Here is a 24,332-nt window from a genome sequence, read left to right as displayed (position 1 = left end):
CTTGGGCTGCTAGGATAACAAAAAAATTGTAACGAGACTATCGAACATTTATTTGTATGCCAGATGTCTATTTTTGTCTAATTTTATCATATCTTGTGAGGGGGTCGCAATCAAAATCCATATTGTTTCGCTAGTGTACTTGGGATACATTTTTATCGTGTATATTTGTTGCCGAAGTCCATGCTTTTCTCAATGCTGACGTACAATTTGATTTGATTAATAGCAGGAATAACAAGCGTTATCCGAACATGACAAAGATACAAATTTTTGCTAGGAGATGAAGTCGAACAAAACCAATTTACGACATTGTCAGACATCAGGAAAAGTGCTATTCTGAAACAATGGAGGTATAATCTATGTCTGAACATTTATTGCTAATAGAAATGATTGAGCGTATGAGCGTAGCTGCGACGCTTGCTTTTATATTGTCTCAGACCAGCGTATTCAGGCGGCTGATTAACCAACGCAATACCTGGCAGGATGCGGTGTTGCTAACCGTGTTTTTTGGGCTTGTCGGTATTGTTGGCACATATGCCGGCATACCGGTAAATGATGCTATTGCTAACTCGCGTGTTATTGGCGTCATGGCGGCCGGTCTGATAGGCGGGCGGCTCATGGGCGTATCGGCCGGGATAATTGCTGGCGGTCACCGCTATCTCTTAGGTGGCTTTACCGCTTTTTCCTGTGCGTTAGCTAATATTTGCGAAGGTCTGCTTGCAGGTATGATCTATCGGCTATACCCTGGACGACCCATCCCGTGGTGGCTGGCGTTAGCTGCGGGAATGCTGGGGGAAATAATCCAAATGGGCATCATCCTGTTAACTGCACATCCCTATAACTTGGCCCGGGAGCTTGTTGGCCAGATTGCGTTACCAATGATTGTTTCCAACTCGTTGGGCCTGGCAATTTTTATGATAATAATTAAAACAGCCATGGATGCCCAGGAAAAAATCAGTGCCGAACAGTCACACAAAGCGCTTGATATTGCCAACAAGACCTTGCCGTATTTACGTCGGGGCCTTAACGCACAGTCCGCTGGTGAAACCGTTCAAATCATATTGGCGGCTGCCGGTTATGATGCGGTAGCCATCACCGACAAGGAAGGCGTTTTGGCTTTTGTCGGAGCCGAAAGTTCTCATCATGCTCCTCCAGCCAGCAACAGCCTAACGACTGTTACCCGTCAAGTCCTTGCTACCGGTCAAATGCAGATTGCCCGGGACAAGGAAACCATCGGCTGCCAACATGCCGGTTGCCGCCTGACAAGTGCTATTATTGTGCCGCTCAAATGTGCCGACAGAGTGATTGGCGCCTTGAAATTATATTACACCCGCAGCAATCGGGTGGGTCAGTCTGATATAGTTTTTGCTGCTGGTTTAGCCCATCTCTTTTCGACTCAATTGGAACTTACCGAGATTGATCGTCAGGCTAAATTGGCTGCGCGAGCTAAGATGAAAGCACTTCATGCTCAGATAAACCCGCATTTTTTGTTTAACACTTTGAATACCATAACTTCACTGGTTAGGACCAAACCTGATTTGGCTCGTGAGCTATTACTCAAACTGAGTGCCATTTTCCGCTATACCCTTCACAAAAACGGTCAAAATATTACTATCGATGAAGAACTGGCGCAAGTTAAGGCTTATCTTTCTATTGAGCAGGCTCGTCATGGTGAAAAACTTTTGGCATCAGAAGATATAAAGCCAGGCCTCGGACACTACCGAATTCCCTCTCTCTCCATCCAACCGCTTATTGAGAATGCGATTAAACATGGATTGCAGCCAAAGCCGGAAGGTGGTTCCATTTTTTTAAAAGTCACCGATTATGGTCAAACTATTGAAATCAGTGTTGCCGACGATGGTGTAGGTATGGATTTAACCGCCCATAACCCGCTTGAACACCCTAGCGGCGAGAGTATTGGCCTAATTAATGTGCACGAGCGTCTATATAGTCAGTATGGCGACAATTACGGCTTACAGCTTGCGAGTCAGCCTGGCCACGGAACAACAATAACATTACGTTTGCCCAAGTGCGCAAGCGACGAGGGGGAAGACTGTGCTTAAAGCTATTATTGTTGACGATGAACTACCGGCCCGCGATGAACTAAAGTTTCTCCTGTCACAACTATCAGGTATTACTGTAGTGGGAGAGGCAGACAATGGCCCGGCGGCAATAGGGCTGGCCGCTCAGCATTGCCCAGATGTTATTTTTTTGGACATTCAGATGCGTGGCATGAATGGAATGGATACAGCGCAAGGCCTCAGGACAGTCGCTCCGGATTCACTCATTGTTTTTGCCACAGCCTATGATGAATATGCGATAAAGGCCTTTGAGATCGGGGCTATTGACTATCTTTTAAAACCATTTGACGGCGAACGGGTAGCCGCTGCCATCGAGCGGCTGCAGAAGTATCATCCGGACGATTGGCAAGCGGCAACTGCACAGCTTGATCAAGTGCTGACGGTGGCCGCCAAAACGTCTGTGCACAAGTTAGCCGCTGAAAGAAACGGCAAAATTGTATTGGTGAATTATACCGATATCATCTATGCACATACCCAAACCGGAGCAGTTACCATTGTTGCGGAAACTGGTGAATATAACTATTCAGGTACACTATCAGAATTACAAGAGCGCTTGCGTGGTACAACCATCCTCAGGATACACAAAAGCTATCTTGTTAACATGGAAAAAATCAAAGAGATTATTCCCTGGTTCAAAGGAACCTACTGGCTTAAATTAACCGTGCCCGGCAGTAAAAAGATTGAAATACCTGTCGGCAAAGGGCAAATAAAAGAAATTAAGGAACTGTTAGGATTGAAATAGGCGCCGTCCAGGCGCCATTTCTTTTTGTCCCCGTATATTTCTATTGAACGCCCAATTTGTTCTGTTGAAAGAAATTATGTACCCAAGAGCCAGTTCGCTAAGTTATTATAAGTTTGCAAATTATCAATCTTTATTAAAAGGAGGAACAATCTTGAACGGTATTTCTTTAGTTATTGTCGCTGCACTTGTATTAACCCTAACTTACCGTTACTATGGAGCCTTCATGGCAGCCAAGGTACTAGCTCTTGATCCCAACCGTATTACCCCGGCTGTTCGTCACAATGACGGCCGCGATTATGTGCCAACTAACAAATGGGTGACTTTTGGCCATCACTTTGCCGCCATTGCCGGTGCCGGTCCCCTGGTAGGCCCGGTTTTAGCCGCCCAATTCGGTTATCTTCCCGGAACAATTTGGCTTTTAATCGGTGCCGTTTGCGCCGGTGCGGTACATGATATGGTTATTCTGTTTGCCTCGGTTCGTTACGATGGCTTATCTGTTGCCGAAATTGCCAAAAAGGAAATAGGTAAAGCTTCCGGTTTGGCAACCAGCATCGCTGTTCTTTTTATCCTTGTCATCACCATGGCCGGTCTGGCTATAGCCGTTGTTAATGCTCTGTACGACAGCCCCTGGGGTACCTTTACAGTAGCTGTTACTATCCCAATTGCTATCTTCGTCGGACTGTATCTGCGTTACTTACGTCCCGGTCACATTGGCGAAGCTTCCTTTATCGGAGTAGCACTAGTCTTACTAGGTGTTTTTGTAGGTCCTATGGTACAAGAATCCTGGCTGGCTCCTTACTTTACCTTTAATAAATCCCAGTTATCGATTATGCTTGCAGTTTATGGTTTTGTAGCTGCCGCTTTGCCGGTATGGCTGCTCTTAGCCCCGCGCGATTATCTTAGCACTTATATGAAAATCGGGACAATTGGGGCGCTGGCTATGGGCATTCTGGTTGTCCAACCGGAAATTCATATGCCTGCCTTAACCCAGTACATTCATGGCGGCGGACCGATTATCCCGGGTCCGGTTTGGCCCTTCATGTTCATTACTATTGCTTGTGGCGCTATATCAGGTTTCCATTCTTTGATAAGCACAGGCACTACTCCGAAAATGCTGACAAACGAATCCGAAATCAAAGCAGTAGGCTTTGGTGGTATGTTGGTAGAGTCATTTGTGGCTCTGATGGCACTCATCGCAGCTACCAGCCTCTTTCCTGCCGATTACTTTGCCATTAATACTGCACCTGCTGTATTTGAAAAACTAGGCATGCAAATAAACGAGCTGCCGGTGCTTTCTCAAATGGTTGGTGAAAATGTAGCCGGTCGGCCGGGCGGTGCGGTATCACTTGCTGTAGGTATGGCTCATATTTTCAGTAAAATTCCTGGTATGCAGAGCCTTCTCTCCTTCTGGTATCACTTTGCGATCATGTTCGAAGCTTTGTTCATCCTGACCACCATTGACGCCGGTACTCGTGTTGGCCGTTACCTGCTTCAGGAATTGGGCGGCATGGTTTACAAACCGCTTAAAGACGTAAATTGGACTCCCGGTCTTATCCTAACCAGTGCCCTTATGTCTTTTGCCTGGGGCTATCTGTTATATGGCGGTTCTATCTCAACTATCTGGCCGCTGTTTGGTGTTGCTAACCAACTGTTAGCCAGCATGACGTTGGCTATTGGCACAACCGTCCTGTTTAGAATGGGCAAAGGACGGTATACCTGGACGACTATCATTCCGATGTGCTTTCTGACGGTAACCACCATCGCTGCCGGCTATCTCAATATTACCACCATCTACCTGCCGCAAAACAACTATCTCCTGGCTGGTGCCAGCGGTATCATGATTGTACTTGTTGTCTTTGTTATCACTGATGCTATACGCACCTGGCTGAAAATTATTAATGGTGAGCAACTGGCAGTGAAACCGGAGAGCAGTACAGCCGGTAACTAAAAATATTATAAATAATATAAGACAGACTGCGTCGTAACAGATGCAGTCTGTTGTCATTTACGTAATTGCCGCGTATACTTTTATGGACGGGTTTTATTGGTGTCGGAGAAAGTTTTTGATTATAGTAGTAAGGAGATTAAATAGTGGCTGAGAAAAATGTGTAAGATTCTAATGAAGCTCGGATTTAAAGAGGAAGGTCTCCTTAGACAATATGAAAAGGCCAGAGGGAATTTTATCGATATAAATATGTATTCAATAGTGAAGAACGATATCCAGGGCTGACTTTTACAAGAAATTTTTTTGATAAGAAATATATAATAAATATAACCCAAGAGGAATACACATAGAATAAGAAGAATTAAGGGAGCTCCTGCCAAATTTTGTAGGTTGGCAGGAGTTGTTGTATATTTAAGAGAAATAAAAAATATCTGAGTCTGAGAAATAGAAGGAATTAACCGGCCAGCTTCGGCTGGCTTTTGGAATTCTTTAGATTGTGTAATCTGGAGTGATTAGGATTGAATCTGTTTAGAAATGTGCCCAAAACAGTTTGGCTTATTGCGTTTGGCCATTTGGTTGCCGATTTATCACCAGGGGCTCTTTATGTGGCGTTGCCTTTTTTGAAAGCTAAATTTGCTTTGTCTTATGCCGAAGTCAGTGCTATTGTGTTAATGCAAAATGTGGCATCATCGATAAGTCAGCCTATATTCGGGTATCTAAGCGATCAAAAGCATCGTCCCTGGCTGATGCCTGCAGGATGTATGATTACCGGGATATTTATGGCATTGTCCTTATTGGTTCCCAGCTATTATCTGGTCATGGTGTGCACAGCCATCAGCGGCCTGGGAAATTCAGCTTTTCACCCTGAAGCGGCGAAAACGGTAAACTTTATTGGGGGACGAGAAAAGGGGAAAGCTGTCAGCATCTTTTCATTCGGTGGCTATGTCGGTGTTGCCCTGGGATCCATGTTGCTGGCAGCATTGCTGTTAGAAGGGCAAAGTCTCAGAATTCTGTTGTATACATTGCCTAGCCTTATTATTGGCGTTGCTTTATTTAATGAGACAAACAGAATGCCAAGCCCGGAAATCAAAGGTAAAGGAAGTCTGGTAACACTCAAAGAATGTGTCAACTGGTCTCTCTTAGCGCTATTGGGTATGATTTTAACCAGGGCTACGGTTACATCAGGGATTGCTACTTTTGTACCGTTATATTATGTATCTTATTTAGGCGGGGATTCGATATATGCCAGCTCGCTGCTTACTGTTTATTTAGCGGCAGGCGCAATCGGAACCATGGCCGGAGGAATTTTAAGCGACAAGTATGGCAGCAAGACAGTTATGCTGTACTCCATTCTGCCCATTGCCGTAATGATGTACTTATTTTTATCGGCCAGTGGCCCATGGATTTTCGTCCTTCTGGCATTGGCAGGTATTTTGTTGTCGGCAACGGCAACAAGCAGTTTAGTGCTAACTCAAAAAATGATGCCGAAAAACGTAGGAATGGCTTCCGGTTTTACTCTTGGGTTCAGCGTAGGCTTAGGAACTATGGGCGTTTTAGGTTTAGGACAAGTGGCGGATTATTGGGGGATTACCTTTGTTTTTGATATACTGGTATTACTGCCTATTATTGGCTTTATCTTAACGTTATTTATAAAAGAACCTGGTCATCTCGGAGCAAATGCAGTCAACCGGGATGTAGGGACAGATTCGACTTAAGTATAAAAAAATGGGCTGTGTACTATGAGAAAGATATTTTTATGGTACACAGCCTTTATATTTTCTTTATTTCTTTCCTGTTTTTTTAGTCATTTATTATGTGAAATAAATATGTAGTAAAATTAATAAAAAGTCTTCTTGCAATAGACAGTAAATGGAGTTACAATTATTCAGCAATAAAAAAATGTAATCAACGATTGGGTGGTGTTATATGAAAAAAACAGTTTCAATTCTTGGCGTTCCTATGTGGCTTGGTCAGACCCGGTATGGTACAAATTTGGCCCCGGATACTATTCGGTCAACAGGGCTAGTTGAACGGCTGCGGGGCTTGCATCTTGAAGTCAAGGATGAAGGTAATATTCCTATAGATCTAACGGGTCGATGTAAGCGCGATGGGAAAAATATTAAGAATGTAAAAACCATTGCCAAATGCAGTGAAAAGCTGGCGGCAAAGGTTTCGGATATACTTGAACAACAATGTTTTCCGCTTATACTTGGCGGTGACCACAGTATTGCGATTGGAACACTGGCAGGGGCGGCAAAACATTTTAACAATCTAGGTGTTATTTGGTATGATGCGCATGCTGATATGAATACACCGGAAACTTCTCCGAGCGGTAATATTCATGGTATGCCTTTGGCGGCAAGTATGGGGCTAGGGCACCCTGCGTTAACAGGTATTGGGGGTTACCAAGGTAAGATAAAACCTGAGAATATAGTACTGATTGGTGCACGCGATATTGATGACGGTGAAAGACAGCTCATTGCCGAGAAAAATATAAAAGTGTACACTACGGATGATGTAAATAAGCTGGGAATTGAGCGAGTGATAAGAGAGACGATAGAGTATTTAGCGCAGCGTTGTGATGGTATACACCTTAGTTTTGATCTTGACGGTATAGATCCAAAGGAAATACCAGGGGTGGGAACACCGGTAGCCAACGGCATCAGCTATAAGGATAGCGAAAAAGCGGTGCAGCTCTTATTTGCAACTGGCAGAATTACCTCAGCGGAGTTTGTTGAGGTTAATTCTATTTTGGATAGTGATAACATAACGGCACAATTAACTACTAATTTGGTTTGCGATATGTTTGGTGAAAAAACCAAAGGTAAAATGGCCGCTGAACCACGTAGGCAGGCACTACCTGCAGTGGGGCAATAGAACCTGCCGGCAAGGGGCACGCAACCTTGCCTTATATTCCTGATTGACGACGTTGTAGAAAAGGTGTTTGCCGATAAATAAGAAGCTTGAGAAAAACTCCTGCCGGAGAATGTACAATTCTGGCAGGAGTTTTTTTAACATTCCCTGGCACACAGCAGGCCGACGGCGTCCGCACGGCAGCGGCGGCAGTGGTAGATTTGCGGAATATGACCAGAGACTAATTTTCGGATAGAAGCTATCTCGATCTCCGATGGAGGCACAAGATTCTCGAAGGGTGTATCATGAACGGGAATCAGCGGTATGCAGTTCATAACATCAGCACCCCACAAGGCTGCTTTTTCGGCGATTTCAGGAATATGACCGGTATTGATGCCAGGCAGGACGACCGTATTAATTTTGACGGTTAGTCCTCTCTGCTTCAGGCCAATAATGGCTTCTTCCTGACGGCGCAAGAGGAGTTCGGCGGCTTCGGCACCTTGATAGGTCTTGTGATTCAACGTGACCGAAGAATAAATCTGCTGGGCGATATGGGGATAAATGGCGTTAACAGTGACAGTAACATGAGTCACCCCGGCGTCGGCCAGTTCATCGATATGCCCGGACAGATTCAGGCCATTGGTGGAAACACAAATCAGGAGTTCAGGATGCCTAACGTGCACGGCGCGCAGCGTTTCCAGTGTGCGGTTAGGTTCGCAAAGAGGATCGCCAGGTCCGGCAATTCCTACGACCGCAATATCTGAGCGCTGTTTCAGGAGCGTATTTAAATACTCTAGGGCTTGTACAGGTTCCAGGGTTTGGCGGGTTACCCCCGGACGGCTTTCGTTAACGCAGTCATAGAGACGGTTGCAAAAGTTGCATTGAATATTACAGTGGGGCGCCACTGGCAGATGGATTCGTCCCCAGCGAGTACTGGCTTTTCCCTGGAAACAGGGATGATCCTCACGGGTTCTTCGTTTACTCATTGGATTGCTTCTTTCGTCCGAATTTAATCGCGTCTACGGGGCAGGTTTTCAAACAATCACCACAGTTAGTGCAATTTGCTTCATCGGGACGGGTTCCCATTTCGCAGTTTCTTAAACAGGCATCGCAGTTATTGCAGGTGCTGGTCTTGAAAACACGGAACAAAGCAACGCCCTTGAAGAGTTCCAGTAAACCGCCTGTAGGGCAGGCAAAACGGCACCACAGATTGGCAATGAGCAATCCGCCTGCTACCATTCCCAGAACAACAAATGTGCGAATAAGCCAATAGGGAGAGGCGTGCTCGAAGGAAAGACGGATCGAACCCCAGAATTCGCCGACCCGGATTGGAACCATCGACCGGGGATTGTGAAGGCCAAGCCAGAGTATGAGAACGACCGCAATACCGATGGCCATCCCAAAGGGAGCATACTTCAAAAAACGATTGCGAATGCGCAGTTTTGCAAAGGATAGTTTACCTATCATCTGATTGACAAAACCGCCGGGACATAGCCAACCGCAAAATGCCCTCCCGACAAGTATAACAGATAGGGGAAGTAACAACCAAAAACCCCAGAAGTAACTCGTAATTCTTCCCCAACAAGTTATGACCGGGCATTCCTGGCAATTTACGAAAGGAACGAGAAAAGGACAGCGGAAGATACCATAAAAGGACCATTGCCCTAGTACAGCCAGCATGCCCAATTGAACGATTCTGCGAGCTTTTGTCAGAAAGAGACTGCTTGTCTTTGATGAACAGTTTTGATTACACATCTTTAACCCCCAGCTTTTCAATCATGGTACGACCCTTCGCTGAGGCGGCGGGGATGAAGCCATTCCGTTCAAAAATCGCCTGGGCCTCATCGGAACAGATGAAATTAACGTAGTCGTCGGCCAAGACGCGATCCTTGGCATACTTCATTACTCCGACGGTAAATGTCAGCGGACCGGGCGGGAAGAGTGTCTCCGGAATGGGAATCACTTCGACTTTATCTGTAAATCTAGCCATACGGGTCAGACGCCTTTCTACGATGGAAGCCATACCTTTACCATTTATGATTTCCGGCATCATCTTAATGACACAGCTTTCCTTCTCAATCGTGTTTGCGAGAACAGCCTGTTCGATGTTTGCTTTTTTGAGAATGCCCATGACGGCATCTCCGCCCGGTGGGGAGGCTCCTAACGGCAAGATGACCCGTACCCCCGGTTTTGTCAAATCTTGAACCGATTGGATTCCTGCGGGGTTCCCAAGAGGAGTGACCAAAACGTACTCGGTAAAGCATAAGGGGCGGAAATAGATCATTTTTTCGGAGGCTCTTAGGTTTTTGGCCAATTGCAGCACCCGTCCGGCGAAAATTTCTGTGACAGCTCCGCCCAGGAGCGATTTTCCCAATGCGCCTGCGAAAGCTCCAGTATAATTGATCTTGATGCCGTTTCTTTGCTCATACAGGCTGTTGGCCTCCATGAAGGCATCGGACAATCCTCCGCAGGACCATACTTGTAGCGAATCGGATTGAAAACGCCCCGCGAATAGGAGACTTGGTGTCAGGGCTGCGGCAACCGTTGAAGCCATGGCCGCCTTGAGGAACGATCTTCTATTTACGCCATTTTTTTTGTTTTCCATAATTTACTCCTTTCTTGTGGGATTTAGGTATGCATGTAGATGGTTTTTCCGAATGAGAGAATTCATTATAGGCATAAGAAAAGCCCATGAAAGGCAACTGATTTAGCAGCCGTTTTGGCCACAAGCATTACCTGTATCAGCCCTGCGCTAATCTGGAAATACAAGTATTAAATCAGCCTGCTTCATTGGCAATATCTAGTTAAATTGGATTTTAAAATAAGATCGTAGCTGCAAATCCGTCAACTCTTTGAAAAGATGATATTGATAAAATAAATAATTAATAATCAATTTTTCTTTAATACTTTTAAATTATAGCATGAACTTCTTATTCCGACAATTAATTTGTTTTTAGTTTTATGGGTAAAAGCAGTGACGCGCATTCCGCTTAGTGTACTAATTCATAATAGGGAAGGATGAGTGACTCTATAAAGCCAAGACTCTTTGCTAATTTGTACGATCCAGTATTTTCTTTTCTGCAAGTCCAGACGGGAATATAATTATTTTTTTGACAATAAGTCAGTAGTTCTTGGCAGACTTGTCTTGCGAAGCCTCTACCTCTGTATTTTTCAGCTGTTTCCACGCCGATTTCTAAATAGTTTTCATGTTTGCATGAGGAAAATGCTATTGATACGATATCGTTTCCGTTCATTAAGGCATAGCCTATTCCGTCTAATAAAAAGTTTTCTTCTGATTTCCAAAAATACTTAGGAATTACAGATCCCTCAATTCTTTCCCAAATATTCGAATCAATTAATTTTATTTTGTATTGGGGATCAATATTTATAGTTTTATTAGTACCGGCATATTTAAAATTTACCCGCTGCCATTGAAATACATGACTTTTTCGATGTTTTTCAAGCATTGCTTCAAGTTCCCGCTGGGGATATTGATTTGCGAGTGTGTCATGATTTATTATTTTTCCTTTGAGTAATGCTTGTAATTTACTATTCCACTTATCAGGATAAACCTGGAGATACTCATATTTGGAACGTTCTCCATCTTTATTTAACATATAATGCCGGAGGCTGGTGTTAAAACCTTGCCTTTCAGTATCACCGAAAAGAAGCGACATGCCATACGAATTGGCGATAAATACAGTTTTAGGATTATCCTGGTTATCAGCCCATACCAAGCCATTAGCTTTTAATTCCAATACGGATCTTGCAAATAGAGTATTGAAGGGAATTCTGGATAATTGTTCTAAAATTTCTCCATATTTATTTTGTGGCAATACATTCATTCCGCCGTTCATTTTAGTCACCTCGTTTTATCAATTTTGTTACTACTTAGTATATAATGGGAAATAGAGTAGTTCAATTTTGAAATATCTGCTCTGTACTAGTACAGGGATTCTTTTGAGGTGTACTAATGAGCAAAACGAGCAAAACTCAAATGGTTAAAGAATACATCTTTAATGAAGCTGAAGCTGGGAGAATAAAGAGCGGTAAACGTCTTCCCAGTTGCCGGGAAGTAGCAGCAAAGCTTTCCGTAAATAAGCTAACTGTTAACAAAGCGTACCATGAGCTTGAAAGTGAACATAAGGTATTTAGTATTCCTCGCGGCGGATTTTATTTGGTCGATTGTGGCGAAAAACGGTTAATTGCACGCAAACCGCTTGATTTTATCACCGTAAAACCTGATGAAAAGCTAATTCCTTACCGGGAGTTTACTCATGTCATAAATAAAGCTGTCGATTTATACAAAGACAGCTTGTTTGAATATGAATCAACGGCGGGGTTAACAACTTTGCGCGATACACTTATGAATATGTTTCAGCAGGAGGGTATCTACACAACCGCCGACAGGATAGTTATTACTCACGGAGCTCAGCAAGCCATAAACCTCGTGCTTCAGGCTATTTTCCAGAATAACAAAGGTAAATTAATTGTTGAAGTGCCTACCTATGGGCTGGCACTGGAGTATGCAAGTTATCTGGGAATAGATGTTATAGGTATTGAAAGAAAAGAGAATGGCTTTGATTATCATGAACTGGAACTACTGTTTAAGCAAGGTGATATCCTGGCATTTTATGTAATTCCGAGACATCACAATCCGACGGGCTATAGGCTGTCGGAGAGCCACAAGAAAATAATTGCTGAGCTTGCCGGTAAATATAATGTACTTGTTATCGAAGATGACTATTTGGCAGACGTGGGATATAGAAAAGGATCTATGCCGATTCATTACTATGATATAAAAAAACAGGTTGTTTATATCCGAAGCTTTTCCAAGACCTTCATGCCTGGACTAAGACTGGGAGCTGCCGTACTGCCCGAATCTATTATTGAATCAGTTACAAAGCTTAAAAAACTAAGCGATCTTAATACTTCCAGGCTGCCGCAGGCAGCTTTGGATATTTTTATAAAATCGGGTATGTATGAAAAACAAGTCAAGAAAGTGCGAAAGTCTTATGAGGCTAAGCTAAACAAGGCAAGGGAAATATTACTGTCGCTGAGTCCGTCAGAACTTAGCTGGCATGTTCCGGAATACGGAATCTTCATCTGGCTGCGGCTGCCGGAGTATGTAAATATAAATACACTGGAAAAAAAGCTTGAAAGCCAAGGAATTCTGATAAAATCAGCAAGGGAGTTTTTTTTGAAACAAGAAATAGTCCAAGAGGACAATGTAAACCATTTAAATTATATAAGGTTATGTATTTCCGGTATTCCAGAAGCAGATATTAGCAGTATAGCTGCTATAGTTTCAGCAATTCATAGTTTTGATGTGTAGACTTAACCTCAACTGAAGGTTAGTCGGCCAACTTCCAGGGACTTAGCCGCTCTTACTCCCGCTTGGCGAAGAGGGAGTCTTAGAGCGGGTTAGTCATCGGATAAAATTGAGCTTTAAAAAGGAGTTAAAGGAATGGGATTGCCTATGATATGTAAAGATGATAATAAGAAGATTATCTGGATTTTATTAGTTACAGTTCTGACAGTCTGGATGCTAACTATACCGGCTTGGGCAGTTGAACAGGCTGGGAGCAAGTATCGGGCTCCAGAGGTTCAGTTCTTAGAAGAAAAATACGATATTTGCTTTGGCAGCGTTGTTACAAACGGAGAGTTTGCTGCAGCATTGGCTAAAGTGTTGAATTTAGACTATACCGATCAGGTCGGCCTGATTGACGATGTTGCACCTGGCTCACAGTATTTTAGAGCGGCGAACGCTTTGTACAAAAGCGGCGTGTTGACAGAAAGTAAGCTGGCTGCTGACACCAGGCTGAGTAATAGTAAGGCAGTTGCTCTGGCTGTACGGGCTTCCGGCTTGAAAGAAGTAGCTAATACTTATGACAGGCATAAGACCAATGCGGCACTAACCAAACTGAAAGTGTCAAAAAGCAAGCTTGAGTCAGCTGTGGCAAGGGAGTTAGCGGTTGCTGTTGACAGTGGTCTCTTGCCAAAGCCATGGTACAAAGAAATCCAGCTAGACGAACCGGTTACACCGGAATTCGCAACGGTTTTGTTAGCTAGGATATTGGCTTTTCATGGTGAGTATTTACCGGCAAACTATCTTGGCTACATTGCCGACGAGGATATATATGGCAAGGTGTACAAAACATGGACAAGTGCAAAGCTGATTAGGGATGAAAATTTGCTGGAACTAGTCAACAAAGCAGTTTCGGACGGATTAATAACCGGCTATAATCTTCGGGATACGTCTAATGCACACCGATTTGATGAGCGCCGTACTATTCGCTATGGGCATAGCAGTATTAAGCATGCGTTGCAGTTGATTGCGCTTTTAAAGAGTGAAGGGTTAAACGCCAAAGTACAGTTTGAACCAAAAACTTCGGCATTTATTTATTTGAAAGAATGGGGCGAACCGACAATAACGCCTGATTACGCAGTTGCGCAATTAGCTAATGATAAGTATGTTGCTTATGCTAAAGAGTATGATATTTCTTTTGAATTTCAGACAATTGAACAAAAACAGGCATTTCAAAACATCATTTTCCGATTTGCTAAAAAAGACCGTGAAAACCAGCAGGGTTTGCTTTGCGACTCTTGGTGGCAGCCGTTGTATACGTCGTTAACACCGATTGACAGTTATCAGGCAATTACCGATCATGTAATTACGCAAGGACATTATGAAATTCACTCGTTTTCGTTACCGGAAAAATCAGCGCTTGTAAAAGCAGGCTTGCTGCTTATTAATCCTGCTGTAAAGGTGGATTCATGTACGGTGTGGGTGGACGAGCCTTTTTATCAATACTTAATGGGAGGGTATAAATAGTGCGTGAGTGTTAATATTGGTATTGACACTCAAGTTTTCTGTTGCTATAATTGCCATTAATAACAAATAAGTAAAAGCGAAGATCAGGAAAAGTAGGTTATCATGCTTTGCAGAGAGCCGGTGGGTGGTGTGAACCGGTAAGCGGAGTAACTGAAATACACTTGTGAGCAGCAGGTTGAAAAGCAATGAGTAGACTGTGCCGGTGTGCCACCGTTAACAAGGCTAGGGTATCGGACTCTGTTCCCGTACCTGAAAAAGAGCGGCTTGCCAAAAGCAAGCAGGGTGGTACCACGGATTTTTAATCCCGTCCCTGTAGAAATACAGGAGACGGGATTTTTTATTTTTATTCGCTCTCGCCTTGTCAGAAAGCAAAAATATTGGAGGGAAAACAAGATGTTAATAACAGAAATATTGTCCCGTAATGCAATGCTGTATGGCGATGAAGTAAGTCTGGTTGAAATCAATCCGGAGTTACAGGAAAAGCATGAGGTTTCCTGGCGAGAGTATGAACTTATAGAAACAAATCCAATGGCAAGTTTTCGCCGCGAGATAACCTGGCAGGAGTTTGATGATAAAGCAAACAGATTTGCGAATTTGCTGCTTAATAGCGGGATAAAAAAAGGAGACAAAGTGGCGATACTGTTAATGAATTGCCTTGAATGGCTGCCGATCTACATGGGGATTCTCAGAACCGGTGCATTGGCAGTGCCGTTAAATTTTCGCTATGCCGCGGATGAAATAAAATATTGTCTTGAATTAGCGGAAGTTTCCGCTCTGGTTTTTGGACCGGAATTTATTGAACGCATGGAAGTGATTTGTGATAAGATTCCGGGAGTTAAGGTGTGCTTTTTTGTCGGCGAAGAGGGCCCTGCATTTACTAAAAACTACGAACAGCTTACGGCAAAATGTCCGGCTGAAGCGCCGCAAATTCATATTACGCTGGAAGATGATGCGGCAATATATTTTTCCTCCGGTACCACCGGTTTTCCTAAAGCCATTCTTCACGACCACCGCAGCCTGGTATCTTCTTGCCATACTGAGCAGAACCATCATAAGCAGACGCGGGAAGATAATTTCCTGTGCATTCCGCCACTATATCATACCGGTGCCAAGATGCATTGGTTTGGAAGCTTTCTGGCCGGAAGCAAAGCTGTTTTGTTGCGCGGTATCAAACCGAATTGGATACTGAAAGCGGTCTCGGAGGAAAAGGTTAGCATTGTTTGGCTGCTTGTTCCCTGGGTGCAGGATATCCTTGATGCTATTGATAGCGGCGCTGTCAAGCTTGCGGATTTTCAGCTGGAACAATGGCGGTTAATGCATATCGGCGCCCAGCCGGTTCCGCCCAGTTTAATTCAACGCTGGAAAAAACATTTTCCCAACCATCTCTATGATACTAACTACGGTTTAAGCGAATCAATCGGCCCAGGCTGTGTTCACCTGGGGATAGAGAACATTCATAAAGTCGGGGCAATCGGTAAAGCAGGCTACCATTGGGAAGCGGTGATTGCCGACGAACACGGCCGGGTTGTACCGCAAGGCGGTGTTGGCGAACTAGTTGTCAAGGGCCCGGGGGTAATGAAATGCTACTATAACGACCCGGAGGCTACTGCTGCCGTATTGAAAAATGGCTGGCTGTTTACCGGCGATATGGCCCGCATGGATAAAGACGGATTTATTTATCTGGTTGACCGCAAAAAAGATGTAATAATCAGCGGCGGTGAAAATCTCTACCCGGTACAGATTGAAGACTTTTTGCACCGGCATGACGCGATTAAAGATGTAGCGGTGATTGGCCTGCCAGATCAACGTCTTGGTGAAATTGCGGCCGCCATTATCGAACTAAAGCCTGAGTGCAAGTGTACAGAGAACGAAATAAGGGAATTCTGTTCCGAACTGCCGCGGTATAAGCGTCCGCGAAAGATTATATTTGACTTTGTGCTGCGTAACCCCACCGGTAAAATAGAAAAGCCCAAGCTGCGGGAAAAGTATTATGCAGGCAGCTTGGTAGCAGCACAAAACGAATTGGGATGATATCTCGAAATTAACCGTTTACAATAGTTCCACCGTTGACGTGCAGTATTTGGCCAGTCATATAGGAGGAGTCTTGTGAGGCTAAAAATAGATAAGACGGTGCAACTTCGGCCGGCTGGCCGGCACGTTTCATGGGGGTGTTTTGTCCAAATTGGGCTACATGCTGCTCGTTGAATGAGGCAGGAATAAGGGGTGTCCAGATTGGCCCGGGGGCTACACCGTTTACGCGGATTCCTTTGCCGACAAGTGACTGCGAGAGTGAGCGGGTAAAAGAGACGATGGCGCCTTTGGTGGCAGCATAGTCCATCAATTGTTCGTGGCCCTGATAAGCAGTAATTGATGCTGTATTTATAATGGAAGCCCCCTTGGTTAAATGCGGCAAGGCAGCTTTGCTGAGGTAGAAGTAAGAGAAAATATTCGTGCGGAAGGTTCGTTCCAACTGCTCGGAAGTAATGTTTTCAAGAGCTGTTTGAACATGCTGTTCGGCCGCGTTGTTGACTAAGATATCAAGATGCCCTAATTCGGTAATAACTTGATTTACCGCCTGTTTACAAAACTCTTCGTTGCCAACATCACCGGCAATGAGAGTGCAGCGCCGCCCAAGTTTTTCGATATCGCTTTTGGTCATATTGGCATCGTCATGTTCATCAAGATAAACAATGCCGATGTCGGCACCCTCCTGGGCAAATAACAGGGAAACGGCCCGGCCAATTCCGCTGTCGCCGCCGCTGATTAGCGCAACTTTTTTATCTAATTTGCCGCTTGGCTTATAGTCTTGCTTGGTAGAAACCGGGCGAGGGTTCATAGCTATTTCACTGCCTGGCTGTTTATTTTGGTGTTGTGGTGGAAAAGAGGGCATTGTATTGGTTTGCTGGTTGTTATTATCCATTGGTAGACTCCTTTGCTGTAATAACTAATTTGGTTTAACTGAAGCTCGCTACTATTACTATACCGATAAGCGGTATAAGCTATACAACGCTGACTAATCTGATTGGTCACATAAAGTAGACTGAGTTCAGATGGGGTTTTAGCCCAATCGAAGCTCGGTCAGCGAATAAAATAATAATATTTTCCGGAGTTACGTCATATACATATTATGTATAGCTTACATTTTCGAAAGAAGGGAAAGTATGACTAACAAAATTGTATTGGTGATGGTACTCCTGATGTTATTGACGATGCCAGTCTGTTTAGCCTCAAGCCCGGATCATTTTAACGGCTACGATAATATAGCCTGGGGGAACTCGCCGGATGATGAACGGCTAGTACTGTTAGGGTATGATCTGGATGCCAGCTTTTACGAACCGATTGGCAAAGCTCGGGTTGTAAAAGTTGGCAGTAAGAATTTCAGATTAAAGGATATTCAATATGTATTTTTTAATAAACAGTTTAGCCGTGTTTCGATTACTGTAGATGAAATCAGCAGCCCGGCGGTTTTCCAGGAACTTATATCAACCTACGGTCAACCCGATAAAGTAAACCAGTTTCCCGTGTCAACCCGTTATTGTTGGATTGGTGACGAAACCATTATCACGCGGCAAGGAGCGCACATAACGATTGAGTCGAGAAATCTGGTTGGAGCCCAAGTTTTAAAAGAAGGTGGCAGCACTTCTGAGTATCCTTGACGTAAAAAGGGCGTTCCTTTTTGTCATTGGTGACAAGAAGGAACGCCCTTTCAATTTTATTTTGTTTTATTTCTCTACCCGTTCTATAATTAATGGTCTTGTGGGGATATCTACTCCGAATTTATAGGTAAGAGTCTGACCGTTATTCTCAACTTTCTCTACATTTTGGTACACAGAAGCGTTAGGACCGGCTAGGAAAGGGATTTTTATTTGATAAGTTGCACCCTCTGCCCCGGTGTGTGTAAAAGTTAATTCATTTTGTCCTGGGGTTAGAGTTTTGAATACTTGCGGTAATCCTTTATCCAGCAAGACTACGCCGATACCGCTAACTTGTGCTTTATTGCCATTGGGGAACGTAATTTTGCTATTCCAAAAATCTTCAGCAACGATAATCTTTACCGTGAGGGTTTTGTCAGCGGCATAAGCATTCGGAGAGAAAATCCCGAAAACAAATAGCATTAATCCGGCTAATACAAGCGCTATTTTTGTTCTACTCATTTTATTACCTTCCTTTGTTAATTTTTAATATTGTTATGTTTCCGCATTCCAACGACGGTCTCCTGCTAAGGCGGCCATTTTTTAGATCGCTTATTTTGCGTCAATCTTTACGACTGCATCATTGGCTAACGTCATAATCTGAGCGGGAGTATGGATATAAGAAGGTTGTTTGCCGGGAAGATGTACCTTTTCCGGAAGCGTGTCTATAAGATTATTTACATAGTTGATTTTCATGGCAAAGTTAACATTCTGCGGGAATGTCCCTGTTAAGACCAGCGATTTATATGGATCGACACCGGCGGTGACAATACCTACAACTTGCCCCCTGGCGTTTATTAAAGGCCCGCCACTATTACCGGGTTGTACCGGGATACTAATCTGAAACATTCTTACGTCATCCTGAATGCCTGTTACACTATTAATTATTCCTTCGCTTAGCTTGGCTTTAGTGCCTAAGAGACCAGGCAAAGGGAAACCTATAGTATAAACGGTATCGCCATACCTAGAGGGGTGGTTCGTTTCTATTGATAGGGGGGTTACGGCTGCTTTTAATTTATTTACTTTTAACAATGCCAAGTCATTGATAGGGTCTTTGGCAATAACAGTGGCGGTTGCTTTTTCGCCGCTGTTATGTTTTATTTCGATAGTTTCGGCACTGTCTATGACATGATAGTTGGTTACAATTAGGTCAGGGGTTATAAAAAAGCCGGTTCCGGAGCGGGTGCTGGTATTAGCCGGGTCAACATTTCCCGGATATATTCTAAAGAGCAGCCTTTTTTCTCTCTTTTCGTTAGTGAATTCCATAAGATGTTCACGAACTATCCGAAAGATACTACCAGGGGATTGCTCACTGTTTAAAGTGAGGTAACTATCTGGCTTTTTGTGAGATAATCCAACAAAAAACTTAGGAATAGCAGTAGTTTTTAACTGAAATTTGACTTTCCCTTTACTCCATCCAGAATCGGTAGATTCCACTATGAATCCAACATAATCGTAACCTTTGCATATTTCAAAATCGTTTTTGATAATAGCAATTTCATACTTATTATCATCAGTCACCCAAATGCCTTCCAGAGCATTTTGCGGTTTGTCTTTAAAGTAGGTATCAATTGCCTGCTGACGGTCAAAATCTCCATTCGGCAATGGCAGGGCAAACGCTGTCAGAGTTAAAGAGCAAAGTACAAAAAAAACAAAAAAGAATAGTGATAACTTTTTTATCACGGAAAATCCTCCTTAGATACTGCAAAAAATAACCAAATCTAATTCTACCATATTTTGCCCCATGGTGGCTGGGTTTTTATAGAAATAATCGTAGTTAAATTCCTTTATTCAAATAATAGTAGACTGATACACATTGGCTAGTGGGAATAAGTGCTTCTTTTTACTCACTTTCTCAAGCGTTGCTTCATGTACCTTTGAGTATTGCTTATGCAATTTGGTCTGGTGTCGGTACGGCTTTAATGGCCGATGGTTGCTATGCTGGTATGGAAGGAACCTATTAATGCCTATGCCGCAATGGGGATATAAGGAATTTATTTCCTAAATCAGAAATTTCCCCTGAATAAGGGGGGGGGATAGTGCGTCAGCGTTATCACTGATATATTTATCGGCATGTAGCACAAATGCTTCCTGTGTCATAGTATGTAGTATCATCCAACTACATACTTAAAGGAGGTATATATTATGGGTTTTGGTTTTGGTGGAGGTAGTTGTGGCCGTCGCGGCAACAGTATGTGCATAATTATCATTATAATTATCCTACTACTAAGCTGCTGTAATGAAGATTGCAGTTCAACTTGTTAATACTCTGATAAGTAACACTTTAAGCTAATAGAACCTGAATTATTATCACCCGGTTAGGTCTGGTTGTGTGTCATAAGAAGCTATCTTAAAATGGGTTTTAAAAACCTATGAGAGATAGCTTCTTTTATTATCCTGATAGAAAGAGTAACTTTCGCATGGATAAGGGCAACATCGACTTCCACTTTCGCCAAAGGCTCGGCTAAAGCCGTGTTTTCTTTATAGAAATAGAACTGCCGCATGGGTAAATGTAAATATCGACTTTCGGCTGTTTTGCCTTAGCGTTCGCCGTTTTACTATAAAGGTATTAAGAGCGTAAAGAAGAAAATAGTACATATTATAGCTAGTAAGTGCTTCTTTGCCGGAGATAGCTGACTTGACAAGATGCACTCTCGTAAAAAAACTCTGAAGGAGAATTTACGTGATCGCGAAATTTAAAGGTACGGTGCAGCAGGTTAAGCTGAGTACACAAAATCAAATTTACATTGATCCCAGTCCAGCGCTCCGCCGATACATAGCACACTATACGCTATCTTTTGCTAACGACAGTGCTGTACCAGACAGTCTTACACTCATTCCTGATGCCAGCGGCTGCTTGGTTTTTACTTATGACGGAACCTCTCTAACAAGTAGACTATGGGGCGCTACCACTAAAACGGTTATCGTGAAAAATGACGTAAATACTTGTCCTATGCGCTTCTTTATTGAATTTTTGCCTGGCGGTTTATTTTGCCTAACGAGAATAAGGCAAACAGATTTGGCGGATTTGCAGCTCCCCATTTGGCAAGTAAACGCTCGGCTACATTCGCTTGTTGCCGACGCTTTTGAGAATGCCGAAAGCATCGGCAGCTTTATTGATAGTCTTAATACTATCTTCTTATCCTATATACAAAACAGGACTTTGCCGCCTGGCCTATGTTCCGCAATAGATAATATTAACCGGTTCAAAGGCTGTTTGGCGGTAAAAGAACTTGCCAAAAGGGAGTTCTACAGTGAGCGGCATTTGAACCGGTTTTTTAACGACTGTCTGGGGATGAATATTAAAACCTTTTCAAACATTGTAAGAATCAATTACTTGCTCCAAGAAATGAATAAAGGATATTACCGGCCTGTGGATGTTGCTCAGAATACCGGGTTTTATGATCAAGCTCATTTTATTCATACTTTTAAATCAATATGTGGTGCCACTCCCAAAACATATTTTGAAAACATGTCCGAGTTTTACAATGAACCATTTAAATTTAGGGGTAAGATGTAAATGTATTTTTTTAGAGAGGGGCGAGAAACTTGAAATTTACCTGTCCACTTATTGCGGTAAATGATATCGAGGTTTCAAAAAAATTTTACCAGGAAATTCTTCAACAAAAAATTATTCTTGATTTTGGTGCTAATGTGACTTTTGAAGGGAATTTTGCTTTGCAAGCAAATTTCGCGGAATTGGTTGGCTTTAACAGAGAGGATATAATCCAAGGCGCGAAGAATTTTGAACTTTACTTTGAAGAAGAAAACTTGGACAGTTTTGTAAATAAACTCAAAACCAGGCCTGAAATTAAGTATTTGCATGATGTAAAAGAGTATCCCTGGGGTCAGCGTGTCATTCGTTTTTATGATCCTGATCGGCATGTAATTGAGGTTGGCGAAAGCATGGAAATTGTAGTTAAGCGTTTTTTACAGCAGGGATTATCTGTGGAAGAAACAGCGAAACGTACAATGCATCCAATTGAATTCGTGAGGAGATGTTTATAACAATAGGGTGCTAAGCTGGTGCATACTTACCGGGCGTTCCCCAATACTGCGTTCGGCGAAATTCCGGATATACAGATGCGAAAGTAATCCAGATTGGTGCATCATCCAACGTGGGATGGGCTTCAAAGAACTTTCTATCACCAAAGCGAATGGCCTCTAAAGCTAAAGGCAGTTCCTGTTGGAATATTTTATAGCGGATAGAAGATATAGTTTTATCTGCTTTTCCAGCATCTACTTGCACAAGGCCATACAAAGCATTTCCATTTAGATACCGGCGCCATTTTGCCAGAACTTGACCCTGGATAGGGCTGGTTGGCTTACCGTCAAATTGCCGTCCTACTGCAAGGAAAAGCTCGGCGGTGATATCTGAGTGGGTTAGGATGTATTTACGGGGGATAATCGGATTTCCTGGAGTAACGTCGTTAAACGTCGTAAATAGTTTTGATGGATCTAGCCTTTCCACTATGTCCCCTCCTTGCGATTGCTATTTGTTACATACTATGTTGAATAAATGACAAGTGCTACGGTTTTTAAACTCAACAACAACAAGGCCCGGCGGTTTAAATTGAGCTACCTCATCTGCCGGTAAATGTACAAAAAGTCCTGAACCATTGAATTTTATGGTTCAGGACTTCTTTACTATGCGATTAGATAAGAAAGTGAATCGAAATTACGTAAATTAGTATTTATTTTATTTGATTAAACCTAGCAGCTATAGCTTGTGCATCTTCATTTCCTATTGCCGAGATGGTTTCTCTTGCGCTGCCGTATGTAATAACAATTTGATTATCTTCTACTCCAGCACTCGGAGCTTGTTTGCTGTGATAAACCCTAGCAAGCATTCCGGCGATCAAATAGCCGCGTTCTTGAGCAGACATCGAGCCGGTTTTCTCAGGGTTGTACCAATTTTTACCGTTAATAAACAGGGTACTTCCGTTGAACTTGACAACATTATTACTATACTCTGTTAACTTAGTGTCATAATTTTTGATTCGCTGCCCATTTGTCGGGTGGTCATTGGGATTAAGTATATCTCCGAAAAAGTTTTGGTGATTATCGCCGAATTTTTCCTTAACACGAGTCCAGAGTGCTGCTCCGGCTCCGGGATTATATCCGGCATCGACGGCATAGGTAAATCCATAGTTGTCAGCTTCCCATTCCTGCGGCAGAGTAGCTTCTTTGGCAACAAGATAGTTACCGGCCACTTTGGTCATGATGTCGACACGGGCATTATTCCCGGCAAAAATCTGTTGTAGAACAGTGAGGGGAACCGTCTTATTATAGGATTTTATCGAATGGTCGCCCTGACCATGTCTGAATTCGTGACTGAGTAGAAATGCCAGTTCGTCTTCGTTGTAATTCAGAAAGTCAATAGCGCCGGTATTAACTGAAACATTGTGGCCTAAGGAACAAAAGGCATTGAATTCCTTTTTCTGATTAATAAATATTGAGTATTCAGGAGTGACTGGTTCTGTTTTGCTTATTGAATTAAATAAATTTTTGCTGACCCTTTGTATTAGCTCATTTTTTTCGGGATTATTATCGACCCCGTATTTTTCGCGAAAGTGGTTGCCGAGGTCTGCGCGGCCATCAAAATTATAATATTGTAATTCTTTTTTTGTCTTCTCATGTTCACTGACTACCGAGACAATTTTGCCAAAATTGCCAAGGTCTAAGGCATAGACTTGGTACGGAAGTACAGTCAGTATTCCTGCCAAGAGAATTAATGTTACTAGCTTTTTCAATGTATAGAACCCTCCTTGAAACAAACATAAATTTCCAACAAAAAACAGTATATTATAAATTTACCATATTGTCCATATTGCTGGTGTTATGAAATTCGAACAGATGAGTCGCGTTTCATACGGTTAGAGTCAAAAAGGGCTTTAATCATTATGCAGCGATGACTTACAGCATTTTGCCTGATATTTGCATAATTGGAAGTATTGTAACGTTGTAACAATATGGGGCATTTTTATACAAAAATAAATGTAAAATACTCTAGAGGATTTTTAAAGTTATTAATTGAAAATTTAAAATATTAGGGATAATGGAGTATTCATTTCAATATATAAGGCAAGGAGGATGATGAGCGGGACAGGAATAACGATGTGAATATGGCTGTTATCCTTAACGGCTTAAGGGTGGATGCCGTGTAGTGCTTATGACGATGGTTAGT

21 protein-coding genes and 1 other annotated feature are annotated in these 24,332 nt (G+C 42.9%); of the genes, 12 read left to right on the top strand and 9 right to left on the bottom strand.

Going from position 1 to position 24,332, the window contains the following annotated elements; all coding sequences use genetic code 11:
• Window positions 1–356: 356 nt before the first annotated feature.
• The 5 genes from SRRS_RS23590 (at window position 357) to rocF (ending at window position 7,642) form a co-directional block, all read left to right on the top strand.
• Window positions 357–2,060: a LytS/YhcK type 5TM receptor domain-containing protein gene (locus SRRS_RS23590; RefSeq protein WP_371363856.1), complete on the top strand. Its 1,704-nt coding sequence runs from the start codon at window positions 357–359 to the stop codon at window positions 2,058–2,060.
• The gene (locus SRRS_RS23585; protein ID WP_371363855.1) at window positions 2,053–2,820 is read left to right on the top strand and encodes a LytR/AlgR family response regulator transcription factor; all 768 of its coding nucleotides are present in this window, start codon (window positions 2,053–2,055) and stop codon (window positions 2,818–2,820) included. Before SRRS_RS23590 ends, SRRS_RS23585 begins: the two co-directional genes overlap by 8 nt.
• Window positions 2,821–2,971: 151 nt before the next feature.
• Window positions 2,972–4,768: a carbon starvation protein A gene (locus tag SRRS_RS23580; RefSeq protein ID WP_371363854.1), complete on the top strand. Its 1,797-nt coding sequence runs from the start codon at window positions 2,972–2,974 to the stop codon at window positions 4,766–4,768.
• A 515-nt stretch (window positions 4,769–5,283) separates the two neighbouring features.
• A complete protein-coding gene (locus tag SRRS_RS23575; protein WP_371363853.1) occupies window positions 5,284–6,480 on the top strand; it encodes an MFS transporter in 1,197 nt (398 codons plus the stop codon).
• Between the two features lie 211 nt (window positions 6,481–6,691).
• A complete protein-coding gene (gene rocF / locus SRRS_RS23570; protein WP_371363852.1) occupies window positions 6,692–7,642 on the top strand; it encodes an arginase in 951 nt (316 codons plus the stop codon).
• A gap of 134 nt (window positions 7,643–7,776) precedes the next feature.
• Here rocF and SRRS_RS23565 read toward each other — a convergent pair whose 3' ends face one another.
• The 4 genes from SRRS_RS23565 to SRRS_RS23550 form a co-directional block, all read right to left on the bottom strand.
• Window positions 7,777–8,604: a radical SAM protein gene (locus SRRS_RS23565; RefSeq protein WP_371363851.1), complete on the bottom strand. Its 828-nt coding sequence runs from the start codon at window positions 8,602–8,604 to the stop codon at window positions 7,777–7,779.
• Entirely contained in the window at window positions 8,597–9,373 is a 777-nt protein-coding gene (locus tag SRRS_RS23560; RefSeq protein WP_371363850.1) for a 4Fe-4S binding protein, read from the bottom strand. The genes SRRS_RS23565 and SRRS_RS23560 overlap by 8 nt, the downstream gene beginning before the upstream one ends.
• The gene (locus tag SRRS_RS23555; protein WP_371363849.1) at window positions 9,366–10,223 is read right to left on the bottom strand and encodes a substrate-binding domain-containing protein; all 858 of its coding nucleotides are present in this window, start codon (window positions 10,221–10,223) and stop codon (window positions 9,366–9,368) included. The genes SRRS_RS23560 and SRRS_RS23555 overlap by 8 nt, the downstream gene beginning before the upstream one ends.
• A gap of 385 nt (window positions 10,224–10,608) precedes the next feature.
• Complete coding sequence (locus SRRS_RS23550) at window positions 10,609–11,475, bottom strand: GNAT family N-acetyltransferase (RefSeq protein WP_371363848.1); 867 nt, start codon at window positions 11,473–11,475, stop codon at window positions 10,609–10,611.
• A gap of 116 nt (window positions 11,476–11,591) precedes the next feature.
• On the opposite strand from SRRS_RS23550, the gene SRRS_RS23545 reads away from it, so the two are divergent.
• From SRRS_RS23545 to SRRS_RS23535, 3 genes are all read left to right on the top strand, one after another.
• Window positions 11,592–12,953, top strand: a complete 1,362-nt coding sequence (locus tag SRRS_RS23545; RefSeq protein ID WP_371363847.1) for a PLP-dependent aminotransferase family protein — start codon at window positions 11,592–11,594, stop codon at window positions 12,951–12,953.
• Between the two features lie 132 nt (window positions 12,954–13,085).
• Window positions 13,086–14,453 (top strand): hypothetical protein, encoded by a 1,368-nt coding sequence (locus tag SRRS_RS23540; protein WP_371363846.1) that lies wholly within the window; start codon window positions 13,086–13,088, stop codon window positions 14,451–14,453.
• A 70-nt stretch (window positions 14,454–14,523) separates the two neighbouring features.
• Window positions 14,524–14,768: a binding site (T-box leader), on the top strand.
• A 78-nt stretch (window positions 14,769–14,846) separates the two neighbouring features.
• A complete protein-coding gene (locus tag SRRS_RS23535) occupies window positions 14,847–16,484 on the top strand; it encodes an AMP-binding protein (RefSeq protein WP_371363845.1) in 1,638 nt (545 codons plus the stop codon).
• 10 nt (window positions 16,485–16,494) lie between these two features.
• Here SRRS_RS23535 and SRRS_RS23530 read toward each other — a convergent pair whose 3' ends face one another.
• Window positions 16,495–17,373, bottom strand: a complete 879-nt coding sequence (locus SRRS_RS23530; protein ID WP_371363844.1) for an SDR family oxidoreductase — start codon at window positions 17,371–17,373, stop codon at window positions 16,495–16,497.
• Window positions 17,374–17,614: 241 nt separating this feature from the next.
• On the opposite strand from SRRS_RS23530, the gene SRRS_RS23525 reads away from it, so the two are divergent.
• The gene (locus tag SRRS_RS23525) at window positions 17,615–18,109 is read left to right on the top strand and encodes a hypothetical protein (RefSeq protein ID WP_371363843.1); all 495 of its coding nucleotides are present in this window, start codon (window positions 17,615–17,617) and stop codon (window positions 18,107–18,109) included.
• A gap of 66 nt (window positions 18,110–18,175) precedes the next feature.
• Here the strand turns inward: SRRS_RS23525 and SRRS_RS23520 are convergent, their stop codons facing one another.
• Window positions 18,176–18,607, bottom strand: a complete 432-nt coding sequence (locus tag SRRS_RS23520; RefSeq protein ID WP_371363842.1) for a hypothetical protein — start codon at window positions 18,605–18,607, stop codon at window positions 18,176–18,178.
• Window positions 18,608–18,697: 90 nt separating this feature from the next.
• Entirely contained in the window at window positions 18,698–19,828 is a 1,131-nt protein-coding gene (locus tag SRRS_RS23515; protein ID WP_371363841.1) for a S1C family serine protease, read from the bottom strand.
• A gap of 140 nt (window positions 19,829–19,968) precedes the next feature.
• Between SRRS_RS23515 and SRRS_RS23510 the strand changes: the two genes are divergently transcribed.
• The 3 genes from SRRS_RS23510 (at window position 19,969) to SRRS_RS23500 (ending at window position 22,153) form a co-directional block, all read left to right on the top strand.
• A complete protein-coding gene (locus SRRS_RS23510) occupies window positions 19,969–20,109 on the top strand; it encodes an SMR family transporter (RefSeq protein WP_371363840.1) in 141 nt (46 codons plus the stop codon).
• 719 nt (window positions 20,110–20,828) lie between these two features.
• Complete coding sequence (locus tag SRRS_RS23505) at window positions 20,829–21,665, top strand: helix-turn-helix domain-containing protein (RefSeq protein ID WP_371363839.1); 837 nt, start codon at window positions 20,829–20,831, stop codon at window positions 21,663–21,665.
• 29 nt (window positions 21,666–21,694) lie between these two features.
• Entirely contained in the window at window positions 21,695–22,153 is a 459-nt protein-coding gene (locus SRRS_RS23500; RefSeq protein ID WP_371363838.1) for a glyoxalase/bleomycin resistance/dioxygenase family protein, read from the top strand.
• 10 nt (window positions 22,154–22,163) lie between these two features.
• On the opposite strand, the gene SRRS_RS23495 is transcribed toward SRRS_RS23500, so the two are convergent.
• Together SRRS_RS23495 and SRRS_RS23490 are read right to left on the bottom strand one after the other, a co-directional pair.
• On the bottom strand, window positions 22,164–22,616 hold the full coding sequence (locus SRRS_RS23495) for a staygreen family protein (protein WP_371363837.1): 453 nt from the start codon (window positions 22,614–22,616) through the stop codon (window positions 22,164–22,166).
• A gap of 223 nt (window positions 22,617–22,839) precedes the next feature.
• On the bottom strand, window positions 22,840–23,898 hold the full coding sequence (locus SRRS_RS23490) for a M48 family metallopeptidase (protein ID WP_371363836.1): 1,059 nt from the start codon (window positions 23,896–23,898) through the stop codon (window positions 22,840–22,842).
• Between the last annotated feature and the right edge of the window lie 434 nt (window positions 23,899–24,332).

Origin of the sequence: Sporomusa rhizae (genome assembly GCF_041428845.1) — a bacterium.
GTDB lineage: Bacteria > Bacillota > Negativicutes > Sporomusales > Sporomusaceae > Sporomusa > Sporomusa rhizae.
Note: the sequence above shows the minus strand (reverse complement) of the source record. Positions and strands in the feature narration are given on the sequence as shown.

What these genes read in the sequence shown, in the direction of transcription:
- SRRS_RS23555 (WP_371363849.1), bottom strand. Translation starts at nt 10,223, where the DNA reads ATGGAAAACAAAAAAAATGGCGTAAATAGAAGATCGTTCCTCAAGGCG.
- SRRS_RS23565 (WP_371363851.1), bottom strand. Translation starts at nt 8,604, where the DNA reads ATGAGTAAACGAAGAACCCGTGAGGATCATCCCTGTTTCCAGGGAAAA.
- SRRS_RS23540 (WP_371363846.1), top strand. Translation starts at nt 13,086, where the DNA reads ATGGGATTGCCTATGATATGTAAAGATGATAATAAGAAGATTATCTGG.
- SRRS_RS23520 (WP_371363842.1), bottom strand. Translation starts at nt 18,607, where the DNA reads ATGAGTAGAACAAAAATAGCGCTTGTATTAGCCGGATTAATGCTATTT.
- SRRS_RS23525 (WP_371363843.1), top strand. Translation starts at nt 17,615, where the DNA reads ATGACTAACAAAATTGTATTGGTGATGGTACTCCTGATGTTATTGACG.
- SRRS_RS23550 (WP_371363848.1), bottom strand. Translation starts at nt 11,475, where the DNA reads ATGAACGGCGGAATGAATGTATTGCCACAAAATAAATATGGAGAAATT.
- SRRS_RS23560 (WP_371363850.1), bottom strand. Translation starts at nt 9,373, where the DNA reads ATGTGTAATCAAAACTGTTCATCAAAGACAAGCAGTCTCTTTCTGACA.
- rocF (WP_371363852.1), top strand. Translation starts at nt 6,692, where the DNA reads ATGAAAAAAACAGTTTCAATTCTTGGCGTTCCTATGTGGCTTGGTCAG.
- SRRS_RS23530 (WP_371363844.1), bottom strand. Translation starts at nt 17,373, where the DNA reads ATGGATAATAACAACCAGCAAACCAATACAATGCCCTCTTTTCCACCA.
- SRRS_RS23590 (WP_371363856.1), top strand. Translation starts at nt 357, where the DNA reads ATGTCTGAACATTTATTGCTAATAGAAATGATTGAGCGTATGAGCGTA.
- SRRS_RS23545 (WP_371363847.1), top strand. Translation starts at nt 11,592, where the DNA reads ATGAGCAAAACGAGCAAAACTCAAATGGTTAAAGAATACATCTTTAAT.
- SRRS_RS23535 (WP_371363845.1), top strand. Translation starts at nt 14,847, where the DNA reads ATGTTAATAACAGAAATATTGTCCCGTAATGCAATGCTGTATGGCGAT.